Annotated in this window: 12 protein-coding genes and 1 tRNA gene; 5 read left to right on the plus strand and 8 right to left on the minus strand. The window is 68.2% G+C overall.

The features are described 5' to 3' along the window. Window positions 1-44: 44 nt before the first annotated feature. The 5 genes from AC5Y5B_RS15580 to lipQ all read right to left on the minus strand — a co-directional run bounded on the left by AC5Y5B_RS15580 (window position 45) and on the right by lipQ (window position 9,160). A complete protein-coding gene (locus tag AC5Y5B_RS15580; protein WP_500005806.1) occupies window positions 45-2,105 on the minus strand; it encodes a bifunctional copper resistance protein CopD/cytochrome c oxidase assembly protein in 2,061 nt (686 codons plus the stop codon). 29 nt (window positions 2,106-2,134) lie between these two features. After that, window positions 2,135-4,489, minus strand: a complete 2,355-nt coding sequence (locus tag AC5Y5B_RS15585; RefSeq protein ID WP_500005809.1) for a glycerol-3-phosphate 1-O-acyltransferase — start codon at window positions 4,487-4,489, stop codon at window positions 2,135-2,137. Continuing rightward, window positions 4,486-6,300, minus strand: a complete 1,815-nt coding sequence (locus AC5Y5B_RS15590) for an HAD-IB family hydrolase (protein ID WP_500005811.1) — start codon at window positions 6,298-6,300, stop codon at window positions 4,486-4,488. The genes AC5Y5B_RS15585 and AC5Y5B_RS15590 overlap by 4 nt, the downstream gene beginning before the upstream one ends. After that, entirely contained in the window at window positions 6,297-7,766 is a 1,470-nt protein-coding gene (locus AC5Y5B_RS15595; RefSeq protein WP_500005813.1) for a WS/DGAT/MGAT family O-acyltransferase, read from the minus strand. Before AC5Y5B_RS15595 ends, AC5Y5B_RS15590 begins: the two co-directional genes overlap by 4 nt. Window positions 7,767-7,912: 146 nt before the next feature. Further along, the gene (gene lipQ / locus AC5Y5B_RS15600; protein ID WP_112630854.1) at window positions 7,913-9,160 is read right to left on the minus strand and encodes an esterase LipQ; all 1,248 of its coding nucleotides are present in this window, start codon (window positions 9,158-9,160) and stop codon (window positions 7,913-7,915) included. 185 nt (window positions 9,161-9,345) lie between these two features. Here lipQ and AC5Y5B_RS15605 point away from each other — a divergent pair. The 5 genes from AC5Y5B_RS15605 (at window position 9,346) to AC5Y5B_RS15625 (ending at window position 12,997) form a co-directional block, all read left to right on the plus strand. Next, window positions 9,346-9,419: transfer RNA gene (locus AC5Y5B_RS15605), tRNA-Arg, on the plus strand. A gap of 109 nt (window positions 9,420-9,528) precedes the next feature. Next, window positions 9,529-10,212, plus strand: a complete 684-nt coding sequence (locus AC5Y5B_RS15610; protein WP_205869027.1) for a cutinase family protein — start codon at window positions 9,529-9,531, stop codon at window positions 10,210-10,212. Window positions 10,213-10,968: 756 nt separating this feature from the next. Then, entirely contained in the window at window positions 10,969-11,379 is a 411-nt protein-coding gene (locus tag AC5Y5B_RS15615; RefSeq protein ID WP_500005817.1) for a hypothetical protein, read from the plus strand. A 451-nt stretch (window positions 11,380-11,830) separates the two neighbouring features. Beyond that, a complete protein-coding gene (locus tag AC5Y5B_RS15620; RefSeq protein ID WP_500005820.1) occupies window positions 11,831-12,601 on the plus strand; it encodes an enoyl-CoA hydratase in 771 nt (256 codons plus the stop codon). Window positions 12,602-12,706: 105 nt separating this feature from the next. Beyond that, window positions 12,707-12,997, plus strand: a complete 291-nt coding sequence (locus AC5Y5B_RS15625; RefSeq protein ID WP_133259220.1) for an Mtp family mycobacterial-type pilin — start codon at window positions 12,707-12,709, stop codon at window positions 12,995-12,997. Window positions 12,998-13,005: 8 nt separating this feature from the next. Here the strand turns inward: AC5Y5B_RS15625 and AC5Y5B_RS15630 are convergent, their stop codons facing one another. From AC5Y5B_RS15630 to pdhA, 3 genes are read right to left on the minus strand one after another with little or no spacing between them, the layout of a single operon-like run. Then, window positions 13,006-14,175: a dihydrolipoamide acetyltransferase family protein gene (locus tag AC5Y5B_RS15630; RefSeq protein ID WP_112631743.1), complete on the minus strand. Its 1,170-nt coding sequence runs from the start codon at window positions 14,173-14,175 to the stop codon at window positions 13,006-13,008. Continuing rightward, window positions 14,172-15,227 carry a 3-methyl-2-oxobutanoate dehydrogenase subunit beta gene (bkdB, locus tag AC5Y5B_RS15635; protein WP_112631744.1) on the minus strand — a complete coding sequence of 352 codons (1,056 nt, stop codon included), beginning with the start codon at window positions 15,225-15,227 and terminating at the stop codon, window positions 14,172-14,174. Before bkdB ends, AC5Y5B_RS15630 begins: the two co-directional genes overlap by 4 nt. Before the next feature lie 9 nt (window positions 15,228-15,236). After that, window positions 15,237-16,319 carry a pyruvate dehydrogenase (acetyl-transferring) E1 component subunit alpha gene (gene pdhA, locus AC5Y5B_RS15640; RefSeq protein ID WP_240631676.1) on the minus strand — a complete coding sequence of 361 codons (1,083 nt, stop codon included), beginning with the start codon at window positions 16,317-16,319 and terminating at the stop codon, window positions 15,237-15,239. Window positions 16,320-16,343 lie beyond the last annotated feature (24 nt).

The following is a 16,343-nucleotide window of genomic DNA, read 5'->3' on the forward strand; positions in this document are numbered from 1 at the left end:
CCCCGGAGAGGGGCCATCGCTGTGGAAGGACGCGTGACTGTGGATCAATCGGGGTCGGCCGGGCCCGGCCGCTGGGCCGTCTCGCCCCGTGCCAGCTGCGCCAGCATCGCGTTGTAGGCCACCAGCTCGGCATCGTCGTCGCGTTCGGCGGCCCGGTCCAACCGCCTGGCGGTGCGACGATCGCTGCGCGCCCACTGGATGAGCAGCGCGAGCATCACGATCACCAGGGGAAACTCCCCCGCCGCCCAGGCGATGCCCCCGCCGAGCCGCTGATCACCCAGCAGGTCGGTGTGCCAGCTCAGATCGAGCGACCGGTAGTAGTCGGCGCCGAGCACCTTCTTGGTGCCCATCAGCACCACCCCGAAGAAGGCGTGCAGCGGCAGCGAGGCGAACACCACCGCCACCTTGGCCAGCGGCGGGATCGGTCGCGGCGTCGGATCCACCCCGATCACCACCCAATAGAACAGATAGCCGCTCAGCAGGAAGTGCACGTTCATCGCCAGGTGCCCGGCGTGGCTGCTCGCGGTGACGTCGAAGAGGTTCGACAGATACAGCCCGTAGAACCCGGCGACGAACAGCACGGTGGCCACCACCGGGTTGGTGAGGAACCGGGAGACGCGGCTGTGCAGCGCCGCCAGCAGCCATTCCCGCATGCCCGGCGGATCGTCACGGCCGGCCGCGGGCAGCGCCCGCAGCGCCAGCGTGACCGGCGCGCCCAGCACCAGCAGGATCGGGATCAGCATCGACAGGCACATGTGGACCACCATGTGCATGCTGAACATCGCCGGCATGTAGCGTCCGACGCCCGACGACGTCGCGAACAACAACACCAGGCAGCCGAGCAGCCAGGAGACGGTCCGGCCGGGCGGCCAGTTGTCGCCGCGGCGGCGCAGCCGCACCAACGCGGCCACATACAGTGCGGCGAAGACGACGGCCGCCGACCCGAAGATCAGGTCGAAGCGCCAGTCGAACAGGATGCGCGCCAGAGTGGGTGGTCCGTCGAAGTCGTACCCGATCTCGGCTTCGGGGATCGACGGCAACCGGGCCGGGGGCGGTGGCGGCGGGGTGCGGCCCAGCCCGACGGCGATGCCGAACGTGAGGCCGAAGACGGCGGCCTCGATCAGCGTCAACCGCAACAGCGCGCCACGCCCGCGCGCTGGACTCGAATCCGCTTGCAGCGCAGCCACACTCACGCGTCGCTGGCGCCAGCCCAGCACGCCCAGCAGGCACAGCGCGACGAACTTTGCGGTGACCAGCCGCCCATAGTCGGTGCTCAGCAGGTCGGAAGGCTGCACGCGGACCAGCGCGTTGACCAGCCCGCTCACCGCCATCGCCACCCAACACCACAACGCGATCATCGAGAAACGCGGGGCAGCCAGCCCGAGGTGACCGCCGCCCCGCAGGGCGTGGGCGAGCAGGGCGAGCAGGCCACCGGCCCACAGGCTGGCGGCGACCAGGTGGATCAACAGGCCGTTGGTGGCCAGGTCGTGCGAACCCCCGGCCGACGAATGACCGGTCAGCCCAAGGGGAATCAGCGTCGCCACCGACGCGGCGGCCAGCACCGGCGTCCACGACCAGCGCAGCACCGCCAGGCTCGCCACCGTGATCACCGCGGCCAGGATCGCGGTCCAGCGCCAGGCCGAGGCGTTGGTGATCAGGCCCGCCAGCGACCACATCCGCGCCGGGGGGATGTCGGCGACGGCGTGGCCGGACACGTCGGAGATGGTCAACGGGACCAGCAGCGCGGCGCACACCGCCCACACCCCCGACGCCACCGTCCCCAGCCGAAGCGCCCGGTAGCCGTCGGCGTCGAGGACGCCGCTGCGCTGCGGCGGCACCAGGAACGCGGCGAACAGGAACGAGCCGACGGCAAGCACCGCGCCGATCTCGCCCGCCGCGCGCACGAACGGCAGCCCCAGCGTGGTTACCGGGCCCGGGTCGGGCAGGCCCGTCACGGTCAGCGCGCTGGCCAGCGAGAGGGCCCCGATGCCGGCGGCGGTGCAGCCCGCAAGCACGGCCACCCCAGCCAGCACCGGCCACACCAGCGTGCGGCGCTGGGCGGGGGCCTCGGCCGAGGCCGTGCCGGCCGGTGGGGCGACGGTCATACGTCCAGGGTATGGGCGGGCCCGACCGGCTACCGAGTCTGGCTGTCCAGAAGGTCCTGACGCGCCTTGGCCTCGCGGGCCACGAACTGATCGCGCGCGATCCGTCCGACGTAGTCGAGGTCCCGCAGGATGTCGCGCAGCTCGTGCAGGAAGGCGCGTCGCCTTTCGGCCAGGTCCGGCGCGGGCGCGATCAGGTCCTGATCCTCGACGACCTGGCGTGCGGTGGCGAACAGCAGCGTCGAGACCGATTCGCTGCTGCGGATCCGGGTCTGCGCCACATACTGCCTGCCGACGCCCAACGCCAGGTCAGTCAGTTCCTTGGGTCCGATGTCCGCCGGCGCGTCGCGCAGCACGTCGGCGACGATCTCGTAGGCCTCGAAGAACACCCGCAGCATCGCGTCCGCCATCAGCGGACGCTTGGCGAACAACAGCGCATCGATCTCGTCGCCCCCGGCGGTGACGTGGCCTTCCCAATTGTTGTGCCACGCCATCTCTTCGGCGATGTTGTCCCGGAATGTCGCCGAGTCGGCGAAGTAGAAGTCGAACTTCAGCAGATCGCGCAGCCGCATCGCCTGCACCCAGAACGCGGCCATGCGGTCGCCGTCGGCGTGGCGGGCATGCGCCAGGGCAAGCTCGACGATCGAGGTCTCCAGGAAGGCATGGATCACCGAGTTGCGGTAGAAGGCCGCGGCGTGCTGTTCGTCGGGCGCGATGCGCCACACCGGTTCACGGCCGCCGTCGACGCGGGTGATGGGATGTCCGTTGGACAGTGCGTCGACGGCGGCGCGCACGCCGTCGTGCGTGCGCAACCGCAACGCGCTGGTGGACATCGGATTGTGTTTGCGTTCCAGGTAATCCAACGAATCCTGCAGGGTGTGGTGCAGCTGGCCGAGGGTGAGCGCTGCCCCGCGCGTGGTGAGCAGCAGCGCGCACACCAGACCCGTCGCCGTCACCGGCGTCGCCTGCAGGATCCGCCAGGCGACCTCGAACGACATCTTTTGCAGCGCAAGGCGTTTAGCATCGGGATCTTGAGCCACCGGGCCGTGGGGTGCGCCCAGGAAGTGGCGCATCGACACGGCTTCGGGGAAGCGGACGTAGATCTTGCCGTAGTTGCGTTCGCCCTGCGCCCGGATGAAGTTGTACAGCCAGCCCACGCCCTCCGGGGTCTTCTCACCGCCGCGGGCGTAGGCGGCGTATTCCGCGGTCTCGTGCAGCTGGTCGAAGCTGATCGAGACCGGTTGCAGCAGAATGTCTTCGCTGCGGCCATCCAGGTAGGCGTCGGCGACGTAGGCCAGCAGCCCGAGCTTGGGCGGCAGCATTTTGCCGGTGCGCGAGCGGGTGCCCTCGATGGACCAGCTGAGGTTGAACCGCTTTTCGACGATGTAGCCGACGTATTCGCGCAGCACGTACTTGTAGAGCTGGTCGTTGCCGATGTTGCGGCGGATGAAGATGACCCCGGATCGCCGCAACAGGGGCCCCATGGCGCCGAACGACAGGTTGATGCCGGCGAACACGTGCACCGGCGGTAACCGGTTCTCCTGCATGGCCACCGGCACCACCGCACCATCGATGTAGGACCGGTGCGAGAACAACAGCACCGCCGGGTGGGCTTCCAGGCCGGTCCGCATCGCCGCGACCTGATACTCGTCGTAGTCGATTTCGGGATCGAAGCCGCGGCTGATCATCCGGCCCAGAACAGAGACCAGGTCCACCGACGCCCGGCTCCACCCGGTGGCGAGTTCGTCGAGCATCTTTCCGGCTTCCTCGACGGTGGCGCCGGGAATTTTCGCCAGGCCGCCGCGAAACCGGTTGGAGGCCAGGATCTCCGGCTTCACCAGTCGCGGGGACTTGTACTGCGGCCCGAGGATTCGATACTCGACGCGTTCCATCGCCAAGATGGCGCGGCGGACCACGAATTGGGCGAAGTCGTATCGGTCGTCTCCGACGGTGGTGTCGTGCCATTGCCGGCGCAGCTCGGAGACCGTCGCGGCTTCGCCGGCCACCACCCGGGCCCGCTGAGGCGCGGTACGCACGATCCGTTCTTGCTGGCGCTGGTTGGGATGGTAGGGATCCCGACCGGGCAGCAGGCCGGCGAGCTTGGCCACGCGGCCGCGATCCGGCTCCGGCAGCCAGAACACCCGCACCGGCACGATCGCACGGTCTTCCCGCGATTCGAGCTGTTCGGCCAGCGCGGTCATCACTTCCGGCGGCGCGTCGAGCGCCGGCAGTTTGATCAGGTCGAAATTCGCTCCCGGGTGTCCGGCGCGCTGTTGATCCATCCACGCCGTCACCAGGTCCATCTCGACCGGCGAGGTCATCGACGCCAATATCAGCGAGTCTGTCCCGGCAAGGATGGCGCTGGTATCCGCGGCCGGTTCCGTCACGGATGCCCTCGGTGCGCCGATTCCGGCGACTCGGCGTTGCCGGCCGCCCCCTTGGACGCGGGCCGTTGCACCTCGCCGTCGTTGAGGGCGGCCTGGGATTCATGCGGAGTTGCCTTGGGCCCCTTGGCTTTCGGCGCAGCCTTCTTGGCGGGTTGCTTCTTCGCGGGCGCCTTCTTCGCGGGGGTCTTCTTCGCGGGGGTCTTCTTCGCCGGCGCCTTCTTCGCCGGCGCCTTCTTCGCCGCCGCCTTCTTCGCCGGCGCCTTGGCGGTCCGGTTCTGCGCCTTTTCGGCCGCCTTCTTCTCGGCGTACAGGTCGACCTCGGGCAATTCGTCGACGGGCCAGTTGGCGAGCGTATCCAGGTAGAGCTGGCGGACTTCGGCGATGCGGTCCGACAGCGTGTCAAGCGTCCAGTCCTGCACCGAGATCGGCGGAAACACCGCGACGTCGACGGTGCCCGGATTGATGACCGTCGAGTTCCGGGCGGCAACGAGCTCGGCGTTGCGGATCACGATCGGAACGATCGGGATGCCCGCGGCCATCGCCAGACGAAATGGTCCCTTCTTGAAGGGGCCGACCTCTGTGGTGTCCAACCGGGTACCCTCCGGCGCCATCACAATGGAAAGCCCGTTCTTGGCTCTCTCTTCGACCGTGCGCATCGTCTCCAGCGCCGAGGCCGAATCGTCTCGGTCGATGAACACACCGTCCAGCGCCTTGCCGAGCAGGGCCATGATCGGATTCTTTTGCAATTCCTTCTTGGCGACGGCAACCCAGTTGTCATTCACCAGCGCACCGGCGATGACCGGATCAACCTGGTTGCGATGGTTGTAGATGAAAACCGCCGGCCGTTGGGCGGTCAGATTCTCTTTCCCGACGACATTGAGATGCACTCCCGTGGTCGCCAGCACGGTGTTGGAAAAAATGGAAGTAAAGAAGTTGGCGCCCCGCCGCCGGCTACCGGTCAGCACACCCATTGCCACCGCGCCGGCCCCGACGGGGACAATCGAGCCGAGCCCGGCAAGGGTGCGCACCTGCCGCCGCAGACCGACCGGACCGCGGCTGCTGAATCTCAGGATCGGCCAACCGCGGCGCTTGGCGACCGCCGCCATTTTCCCCTCGGGGTTCGTCGGCCTCGGGTTGCCGACCAGGTACATCAGGGCGACGTCCTCGTCACCGTCGGCGTAGAAGTAGCTGTCCTTGAGATCGATGCCATGCTCGGCGGCAAAGCGTTGCACCGCAGCGGCTTTGCCCGGCCCCCACAGGATCGGCTTCTTGACGCCCCCGGTGAGCATGCCGTCCTCGGTGGTCTCGAACTTGTTGGTCAGCATGTTGGGGATTCCGAGGAACCGCGCGACCGGATTGACCTGGATGGTCAGCGCCGACGAGCTGAGCACGACGGTGTGGCCGCGGGCCATGTGGGCGCGGACGAGCTCACGCATCTCCGGGTAGATCCGGGATTCGATGCGCTGGACGAACATTCGCTCGCCGATCTCTTCCAGGTCGTCGAGCAATCTGCCCGTCAGCGCGGCGGCAGCCTTGCCGATGAGGTCCTCGAACTCGATACGGCCCAGGGTGTGGCTGAGGCCGGCCTGCACCATCCCGAGCAGCTCACCAACGCCCATGTCGCGGCGCAGCAGCCGTTCCTGGGTCAGGATGACCGCGGTGAACCCGGCGACCAGCGTGCCGTCCAGGTCGAAGAAGGCGCCGATCTGCGGTCCCGCGGGGCTGGCCATGATCTCGGCCACCGACCCGGGCAACCGCATGTCCGTTCCGGCCGTTTCGCCCTTGTCCCCCTGCTGCTTCGAGGCGCTCATGAGCCGGCCGCCGATCGAGTGGACACGGCCGACTCGGTGAACGAAGCGGGCACCGCCTGCGGTGGCGGGTCATCGGCCAGCGCCAGGATCTCGTCGAAGCCCTCCAACAGGCATTGGGCGAACAACGCCTCGTTTCGCACGGCGGCCCGATCGTAGCGCACGGTGATGGTGCACCACCCGCCCCGCGAGATCAGCACCACCATCATCGCCACGCCGGGGAGGGGGCCGATACCGTACTGCCGCAACACTTTTGCGCCAGCGATGTAGGTGTCACCGGGATAGACCGGGACGTTGCTGGCCTGCACGTCGGAGCCGATCACCGACCCGGTGATGCCCTCCAGCACCGCGGTCGGCAGGACGCTGAGCACCGGCGCCATGGAACCGATGATGTTCATGGCGGGCTCGTCGCGGCGCTGCGTCATCTGGGCGCGAATCTTTTTCATCCGGGAGACGGGGTCGATGGTGCCGATCGGCGCCGCCAGGTTGACGCCGGTGAACCGGTTGCCGCCGGCCGTATCCGCCTCGGCCCGCAGGTTGACCGGCACGGCCATCGGCAGCGTGCTGATCGGCACGCCGAACGCCTCGTGGTAACGGCGCAGCGCGCCACACAGTCCGGCAAGGTAGGCGTCGTTGATCGACCCGCCGCCGGCCTTCGCGGCCTTGTGCAGGTCCGCGAGCGGGATATCGATCGCCTCGCTGCGGGTGGCCAGGCTGCGCCGCCGCAGCAGCGGCGACGGCTCGGCGGCCCGGTTGAGCACCCGCATGCCCGACATGGCGTACCCGACGATCCCCGAAACGGTGGCGGTCGGTTCCAGGACCGCCCGCCCGGCCGCCGATACCGCGCCGGACAGTGCGCTCATGACGCCGCCGACCACGGCGAAGGGCAAGTGGTTAATGCCCTGGCGCATCAAATCATTGGACGTCAGGTCCTGCGGGACGGGCAGCGGCAGCGTCGGCTTGGCCGGCGGATTGCGCTCGAGGTCATAGATCTCGGCGAACATCTGCACCCCGCCCACGCCGTCGGTCACGGCGTGGCTGACATGCAGCAGCGTCGCGGCCTTTCCGTCGGCCAGGCCCTCGACGAGGGTGGCCGTCCACAGCGGCCGCGAAATGTCCATCGGCGACTGCAAAATGAGCTCCGCCAGATCGAATACCTCACGCAGCGTGCCCGGCTCGGACACCCGCACCCGGCGCACGTGAAAATCCAGGTTGAAGTCGGGGTCGACCACCCAACGCGGCGACGCCGTCGGCAGGGTCGGCACGACGACCTTTTGGCGTAACCGCAGCACCCGTCGGGAGGCGCTTTCGAATCGGTTCCGGAACTGCTCCCATTCCGGTGTGGTGTCCAGCAGCTCGAGGGCCATGATTCCCGAGCGGGTCCGGGGGTTTGCCTCTCCCCTGTGCAGTAGGTAGTCGACCGGTCCGAGTTCGTCGGACAACGTGATCGTCTTGACGGATTCAGTCATGGTCATCAGCTCGACGCGCCAACGTTGTCACCGTCGCTCAAGCCTCCTGCCTTGGAACACCAACCCCAATGGTCTACCCAACGCTAGTCGGGTTACCACGCTGGTGAAAGCAGCGGCGAGTGCCGGGCCGCGGACTCAGCTGGCCGTCAACTGGCGGAAGTGGCCGACAGCGGCCGCGAATCCAGCAGTGAGCTGACGCGCCGCCCGTACACGACGCCGAGGAAATCGGCGACGGCATCGGCGGCCAGGCGCGATCGGACCGTCGGCGTGATGTCGAAAGCGTGGTGGGCGTTGCCCAGTTCGGCGTGGGCCACCGTGGCCGCACCGGCCGCGCGCAACGCCGCGCAGAAAGCGCGAGCCTGGCCGCTGGGCACCAACTCGTCCTTCTGGCCGTGCAGCACGAAGAAGGGCGGCGCGTCGCGGTGCACGTAGGAAACCGGCGATGCGGCCGTGAAGCGCTCGGGCTCGTCGGCGTAACGGGCCTTCATGACGAACTGTTCGAGGAACGGCAGCATCAGCGGGTGCATGTGCTCGGAGTCGGTGAAGTCGTAGACGCCGTAGTAGGGCGCTACCGCTTGCACCGTGGTGTCGGCCTCTTCGAAGCCGGGCTGGAACGTGGGATCGTTCGGGGTCAGCGCCGCCAGGGAGGCCAGGTGCCCGCCCGCCGAGCCGCCGGTGATCGCGATGAAGTCGGGGTCGCCGCCGTAATCCGCGATGTTCTCCCGGACCCACGCGATCGCCCGCTTGACGTCGATGAGGTGCGCGGGGAACGTGGCGCGCGGGCTCTTGCTGTAGTCGATCGAGACGCAGATCCAGCCGAGTTGGACCATCCGGCTCATCAGCGTGTATGCCTGCGGCCGCCTGCCGTTGAGCGCCCAGGCCCCGCCCGGCACCTGGATCAGCACCGGCGCCCGGCACCCGGGAGCCAAATCGTCGCGCCGCCAGATGTCCAGCAGGTTGTCGCGCGGGCTGGGACCGTAGGCGATGTCGGACGTCTGCGCCGCATACCGGCGGTGCGGCCCGGGCCTGCTCAACAGGCGACCGCGCGGGGCGCACAGGGCGCCGACGGCGGCGGGATGACACACCTGTTCGCGAAAGTCGGGGCCGAAGGACTCCTCGAGCGCGGCGGTAAGGGTTCGATCCGCCCGCTGGGCGGCCAGCGTCGTGCCGACCCGGCCGACGGACGGATGCGCGACGCGCGACAGCGCGTGCCCGGTCACCACGTGCGGCGGGAACTCCGTGAACAGCCAGCCGGCGAAGCAGCCCAGCGCGAAGGGCCCGCCGCGCACCACCAGGTTGCCGAGTTGGTAGACGTCCCGCGCTTCGGCCGCCAGCCGTGCCACCTGGGCGCCCGCCCACGAACAGGGCGAAGTCTGCTTACCGGCCACGCTCATGCAACGTCACCTCTCGACGTTATGCACACGCCTCGTTGCGGTTAACGGCCCATGACCGGCCGATGTCGCACGTGTGTCGAGGGTCCCCACGATAACCGATAAACGCGGCGCGGGAAGGCTTTTCGAGCGCGTGGCGGCGGGGAATCGGGTCGACGGCCGCCGTTGGATAGACTGACCTGCACATTGCCTCCGTAGCTCAGGTGGATAGAGCAAGGGCCTTCTAATCCCTAGGTCGCACGTTCGAGTCGTGCCGGGGGCACTCTTTTTGTTGTGCGACTTCGGCGGATGCTAGACGGATGCGTCTCGGGTGCCGGCGAACCGCGCGGATTGGGCCTTGCGCGGCGATGCCGATGTGTCAGCATGGGAGCGTGAACGCACGCCGATTAGCGCGTGTACTGGCTGTCGCGGCGGTGACGGCCTGCACGCCGCCGCTGTGCCCAGCGATCTCCGCGTCCGCCGCGCCCTGCCCCGACGTCGAGGTGACCTTCGCCCGAGGCACCGCCGAGCCGCCCGGTGTCGGCGGGGTCGGACAGGCGTTCATCGACTCGTTACGCACCCAAGTCGGCGGTCGATCCCTCGGGGTGTATCCCGTCAACTACCCCGCGGACGAGGATTTCGCGCCGTCAGCGTCCGCGGGCGCCGGCGACGCGCACGCGCACGTTCAGTCCATGGTGGCCAACTGCCCCAACACCAAACTCGTGCTCGGCGGCTATTCGCAGGGCGCGATGGTGATCGACCTGATCACCATCGCCCAGGCGCCGATCGCGGGCTTGATCCCGCAGATATTGACGGCCGACGAGGCCGACCATGTCGCCGCCCTGGCGCTGTTCGGAAATCCGTCGGCCAGGTATCTGGGGGCGCCGGTGAGCGTGGTCAGCCCGTGGTACGGGGCGAAGGCCATCGATCTGTGTGCGCCCGGTGACCCGGTGTGCACACCGGGCGGTCCGCTGGCGCTGCCGTCGCACGACGAGTTGTTCTCGGCGGCGGATCTGTCGTATCAGGGATCCGGAATGCCAAGTCAGGCCGCCACTTTCGTGGCCGGCCATCTCTGAGGCCGCCTACCCGACCATCGTGGTGGCGCTCGTTCGTTCGCGCCGCAGAGCATGTCCGAGCGGCGGTCAATGGGATCGAAATCCGCTGCGCCACTGGACGTATCGAGGCTACGACGGCACATACTGCCACACCGCCTCACCGATTCGAGTCGATGCCGGGCTGCACGACAGTGTGAGCCCGGCGGTGTCCTGCGTGGTCACGTTCGGAACCGAACAATGCCGGCCGGCCAGCGGTCGATCTACGCACGCGACACCGACGCCGAGGCCGACGAGTCCGGCCGTCGCAACGGAGACCAGCATCAGCCGGGTGTATCCGATTCGTTGATCGCGCGGTCTTGCGTACGCCCGGTGCGCCATTGTTCCGGACCGCGTTGTCCTGTACCCCGTGTTCCGCATGAGCTTCGCTCCTAAGGAGATGCCTACTTCTCAGACGCTCTTTCGAGCTGACATCAGATTGCGGCGCGCGCCTTGGCGGATCCTTTATGGATCCTTGAGCCCGACCTGCGGCATCCGGGGCAGTGCTGCATGTCATGGCGATATTCGGAGGGTTTTCGGGCACCGCCGCAAAGCCGCCCCAACGGACCATCAGTAACACCGAAGGGCCGTTTCCATACTTCTTGACGAACCCGCAAAATTCGAAGTCGCCGTCAAAAGTTTGCGGTTTAATCGTTCTGGGAACAGCGTGTCAAAACGAGCAGATGGCGCTTACGGGGAGATCATTACTTAGAGCGTCTTCTCTTCGAGGGGTTGGCGAATATGGCGTCGAATGACTGGCAGCCGGTGGTGCGCGTCGGGGAGCCGAGGTTCATAGCCGGCGTTGGCAATCGAATCAAAGTGGAAGTCAAAACAAGGGGTTGGTTGAGCCGCGACTGGCGCTGTTACTTCGGAACGCAAGTCTCGCAGCAACAACTTGATGCCCGCTACGCTTCCTATCCGTGTTGGGACGAAGTCCAGCGCATCGAGGGGTCGTGCGCCGAGCACGATGCCGAGCGTTACATCGAAATGATCGATGCCGCAATACATTACGCGAACACTAGGCTACGCAGCGATGCGCTGCCGGTGACCGTCATGCGGGGAGCGCGGGTGGAGCGGGGAGGCTGTGCGGTGCGGGAGCGCCAGGCCGAACTCGATCAGCTGGCGAGAAAGTTAGCGAAACCCGAGCTATAGCGGACCGCGACACGTTCGCGGCGTAACGGGGCCGGCCCCCAGCACCGGGCCCCGCCCCGTGAGTCGGCTCGCCACGCGCGGTTTCGCCACGTCGATTCCGCGGTCCGGCCGGCGAGGCGTAAACCGTCAGATAACGTTTTGATAAATACAGCAGTGCTTGTAGATTCCGATGTCCGCTTCCCGCCCCGCAAAGACTGCCGCCTTTGCACGGCGGCGCCCAACGGGATGCGCGCCCGGCGCGAATGGCGTGCGCCGTCGGACGGGACCCATACGGCGGACCGCCAGTATCGAATGCCGGGCCTTTTCCTACCGGTTCCCGCTCATCGCCGCTCACACCGGCCGACTTCATGTGCGAGGCGCGAAGTAGTCTTACCTCGCCCGTGACGCCGCCGCCGATAACCCGGTGCGCCCAGGCGGATCCGCCGCCAAGACCCGAAGCCGGAGGTGCCCGATGGCCCAGTCCGAACCGATCCTGTACACCGTCACCGACCGCGTCGCGCTCATCACCGTCAACGATCCCGATCGGCGCAACGCGATCACCGCCGAGTCGTCGGGCCTGCTGCGCGAGGCCGTCGAACGGGCCGAAGCCGATCCCGGGGTGCATGCCGTGGTGGTCACCGGGGCCGGCAAGGCGTTCTGCGCGGGCGCAGACCTCAGCGCCCTCGGCGCCGCGGGCGGCGGGGCCGCCGAGACCGGCCTGCAGCAGCTCTACGACGGCTTCATGGCCGTCGGCGGTTGCCGGCTGCCCACCATTGCCGCCGTCAACGGCGCCGCGGTCGGGGCCGGTCTGAATCTGGCCCTGGCCGCCGACGTGCGCATCGCCGGACCCGCCGCCGTGTTCGATGCGCGATTCCAGAAGCTCGGGCTGCACCCGGGCGGGGGCGCCACGTGGATGTTCCAGCGGGCGGTCGGCCCGCAGGTGGCGCGCGCGGCGCTGCTGTTCGGCATGCGCTTCGACGCCGACGCCGCCGTGCGGCACGGCTTGGCGCTGAGCGTCGCCGACGATCCGGTCGCCGCGGCGCTGGAGCTCGCCGCCGGCCCGGCGGCGGCTCCGCGGGACGTGGTGCTGTCCACCAAGGCCACCATGCGCGCCACCGTCAGTCCTGGGTCGCTGGACAACGAGCAACACGAGCTCGCCATGCGCGCCGAGCTCGGTCCGCAGTCGTATTCCATCCAATCACCGGAATTCGCACAGCGATTGGCCGCCGCGCAACGCCGGTAGGCCTTCCCCCGCACGCGCGCAGGTTGGGATCGGTAGCGCGGTGGGCCAGATGCACTGGGCAGCGACGACGCCAACCGACGTGGCGCCCGAGCAAAGGAACGCAGCGTGCAGCTTCACCACACCGTCGCCCGGCTTGTCGCCGGAGCCCTGCTGGCCAGTGGACTCGCCACCGCGGGACTCGCGCTGACCGCGGGTACCGCGAACGCCCAACCGGGGCCGGCCCCACGAGCGCATTGGTGCCCGAATCAGCCGTGGAACCCTGCGTGGGGTGAGAACAAGTACTGGAACCAGTGCTGGGACACCGACAATCCACCCCCGTACCCGCCCCCGCCGCCGTTTCATCAGCCCAACTTCAATTGCGGCCTGTTCTGGTGCCCCGTACCGCCGCACTCCTGAACCCGAACTCACAAATCGAGCAAAGCCGTTTCCGGTGCCTCGATGAGATCCCTTAGCTCGCAGACGAATTGGGCGGCTTGCGCACCGTCGGCGATGCGATGGTCGAACACACATGTCAACGACATGGTCGGACGCACCACGATTTCGCCGCCCCGGACGACGGGCCGGGGCTTGATCGCTCCCATGCCGAGGATGGCGGCCTCGGGATGGTTGATCACCGGCACCCCGTCGTCCACGCCCAGCGCCCCGAAGTTCGTCACGGTGAAGGTCGAGCCCCGCAACTCCCCCGGCCCGAGGCCGCCCGCACGCGCGCCGGCGATCAATTCGGCCGCCTTGGTTGCCAGTTCGCGGGTCGTCATGGTGTGGGCATCGGCGATTACGGGCACGAGCAAGCCACGTGAGGTGGCCGCCGCGATGCCCAGATGCACCCGATGCTCGACGCGCACCTGCGGTCCCTGCGGCGAGTCGACCCACGTCGCATTCAACAGCTCGTTGTGCCGCAACGCGATGACCAACAATCGCAACGTGAGGACGAACGGCGTCATGGTCTCCTGATCCGCACGGAACGCGTCAGACAACCGCAGCAACTCCGCGCAGTCGACCTCGACACCGACCTTCGCCGGCGGAATCTCCCTGTGCGACAGCGTCATCTTCTCCGCCATCCGGGCCTGCACACCGCGGACCGGCCGCGCGTCGGCGCCGTTCCCATTGCCACCGGCGGCCGAAAGCACGTCCTCCCGGGTGATGATCGCGCCCGCGCGATGCTGCACCGAGTTGAGATCCACCATCAGCTCTTTGGCCAGCTTGCGCACCGGAGGCGCGGCCAGCGGACGGGTAGTGCGCCGGCTGACGTCGATGCCGGAGTCAGCGCCGTAACCGACCAGCGTGGGTGCCGCCGTCTCGGCGGCCGGTGCATCACCGCCGAGCGGCGCAGTGTCGATCCGCAGCAGCACCGCCCCCACGTCGAGCACATCGCCCTCGGCGCCGTTCCTTTCGACGATCCGACCCGCGTAGGGGCTGGGGATCTCCACTTCGGCCTTGGCCGTCTCCACCGTGCACAGCACCTGGTTGAGCTCGACGTCCTCTCCCACCGCCACGTGCCACTGCGTCACCGTGACTTCTTCCAGGCCCTCCCCGAGGTCGGGAACCCGAAACGACTTGATCGGATCCTCGCTCACGGCTGCTCCAGCACGCGCTCGACGCAATCCAGTAGCCGGTCGGGGCCCGGCAACCACCACTTCTCCAGCCGCGCCGGCGGGTATGGGGTATCGAAGCCGCACGCGCGCAACACCGGCGCCTCCAGCTCGTAGAACAACTCCTCCTGAATTCGGGCGGCCAACCCCGCGCCGTATCCCAGGCTCCGCGGGCCCTCGTGCATCACCACGCAGCGTCCGGTCCGGTGGATCGACGCCGCGACGGTATCGAAGTCCAGCGGCACCAGCGAGCGCAGGTCGATGACGTCCAGGCTCCAACCGCGTTGCCGCTGAGCCTCTTCGGCGGCACCGACGGCCGTGCCGACCAGGCTGCCGTACGTCACGACGGTGACGTCGGTGCCCGGGCGGCGCACCATCGCCCGCCCGATCGGTGGTTCCGGCCGGGTGACATCAACCAGGCCGCGACCCTGGTAGCGGCGCTTCGGCTCCAAGTACATGACCGGGTCCGGGCAACTGATCGCGTGCCGCAGCAGCCAATACGCGTCGGCGGGGCTGGACGGCACCACCACCTTCAGGCCGGCGGTGTGCGCCCAGTACGACTCGGTGGAATCCGAATGATGCTCTGCCGCACCGATTCCCCCGAACGAGGGGATGCGCACCGTCACGGGCATGTTGATTTCGCCGCGGGTGCGGGTGCGGTACTTCGCCAGGTGGCTGACCACCTGATCGAAGGCCGGGTAGGAAAACCCGTCGAACTGGATCTCGGGAACAGGCACGAAGCCGCGCAACGCCAGCCCCACCGCGATCCCGATGATGGCGGACTCCGCCAGCGGCGTGTCGAAGCAGCGGGCTTCGCCGAACGCCGCGGCCAGCCCCTCGGTGACCCGAAACACGCCGCCCTCAACGGAGACGTCCTCGCCGAACACCAGCACCCGGTCGTCGGCGGCCATCGCGTCGTGCAGGGCGCGGTTGAGCGCCTGCACCATGGTCAACGACTGCGCGCCCAGCGCGACGTTCTCCAGTGCCGCGGTGAGTGTCTCGTCGTGGCCGGCCGGGCGATCAGCGAGCTGGGTCATGGACGCCTCTCAATCGCTTCGGTCGAGTTCGGCCCGCAGCTGTTGCCGCTGCGCCTGTAGTCCCGGCGTGATTTCGGCGTACACCGAGGTGAACACCTCGTCGATGTCGAAGTCCGGCGCGTCAAACACCGCGTCGCGCAATTCGGCCCGCATCCTCTTCGCCCGGGCCGCAACGCGTTCCTCCAACCGGTCCGTCCACAGGCCCTGGCCCTGCAAGTAGCTGCGGTAGCGCCCGATCGGTTCCAGCGCTGCCCAGCGGTCGACTTCCTCTTGCGTCCGGTATCGGCTCGGGTCGTCGGATGTGGTGTGCGGGGCCAGGCGGTAGGTGACCGCCTCGATCAACGTCGGCCCGCCGCCGGCCCGGGCGCGGGCGGCCGCCTCGGCCGTCACCGCATAGCAGGCGAGAACGTCATTGCCGTCCACCCGGATTCCGGGCATTCCGTAGCCAATCGCCTTGTGCGCCAGCGACGGTGCGGCGGTCTGCCTGGATATCGGCATCGAGATCGCCCATTGGTTGTTCTGCACGAAGAACAGGCAGGGCGTGGCGAACACGGCCGCGAAGTTCAGCGCCTCGTGCACGTCTCCCACGCTGGTGGCGCCGTCGCCGAGGAAGGCCACCGTCACCGAATCCTCGCCGAGGCGTTGGGCAGCCATCGCCGCGCCCACGGCGTGCAGGGTCTGGGTGCCGATCGGGATCGACAGCGGCGCACAGCATTTCTTGGTGAAATCGAGGCCGCCATGCCACGTTCCGCGCCACGCCGCCCCCACATGCCCGGGCGGGATGCCGCGCACCAAAAACGCGCCCAATTCCCGATATTGGGGGAACAACCAATCCGTCTTGCGCAGGCACGCCGCGGCGCCGACCTGGGCGGCCTCCTGACCGCGGCATGACGCGAACAGCCCCAGTTCCCCTTGCCGCTTGAGGTTGACGAATTCGCCGTCCAGCTCCCGGGTGACCACCATCATCTCGTAGAGCCAGCTCAGCGTTTCTGCGGGAAGCTCACGGCTGTAGCGATGTTCGGGCGTCGGTGTGCCATCGGGCGCGACGAGTTGCACCGGTTCCAGGTCGACAGCCATCGGCACCGAAGACATCTGCGCCACACCGCCTTCCTCGCC

The sequence above is a fragment of the Mycobacterium sp. NGS33 genome, from assembly GCF_059812885.1.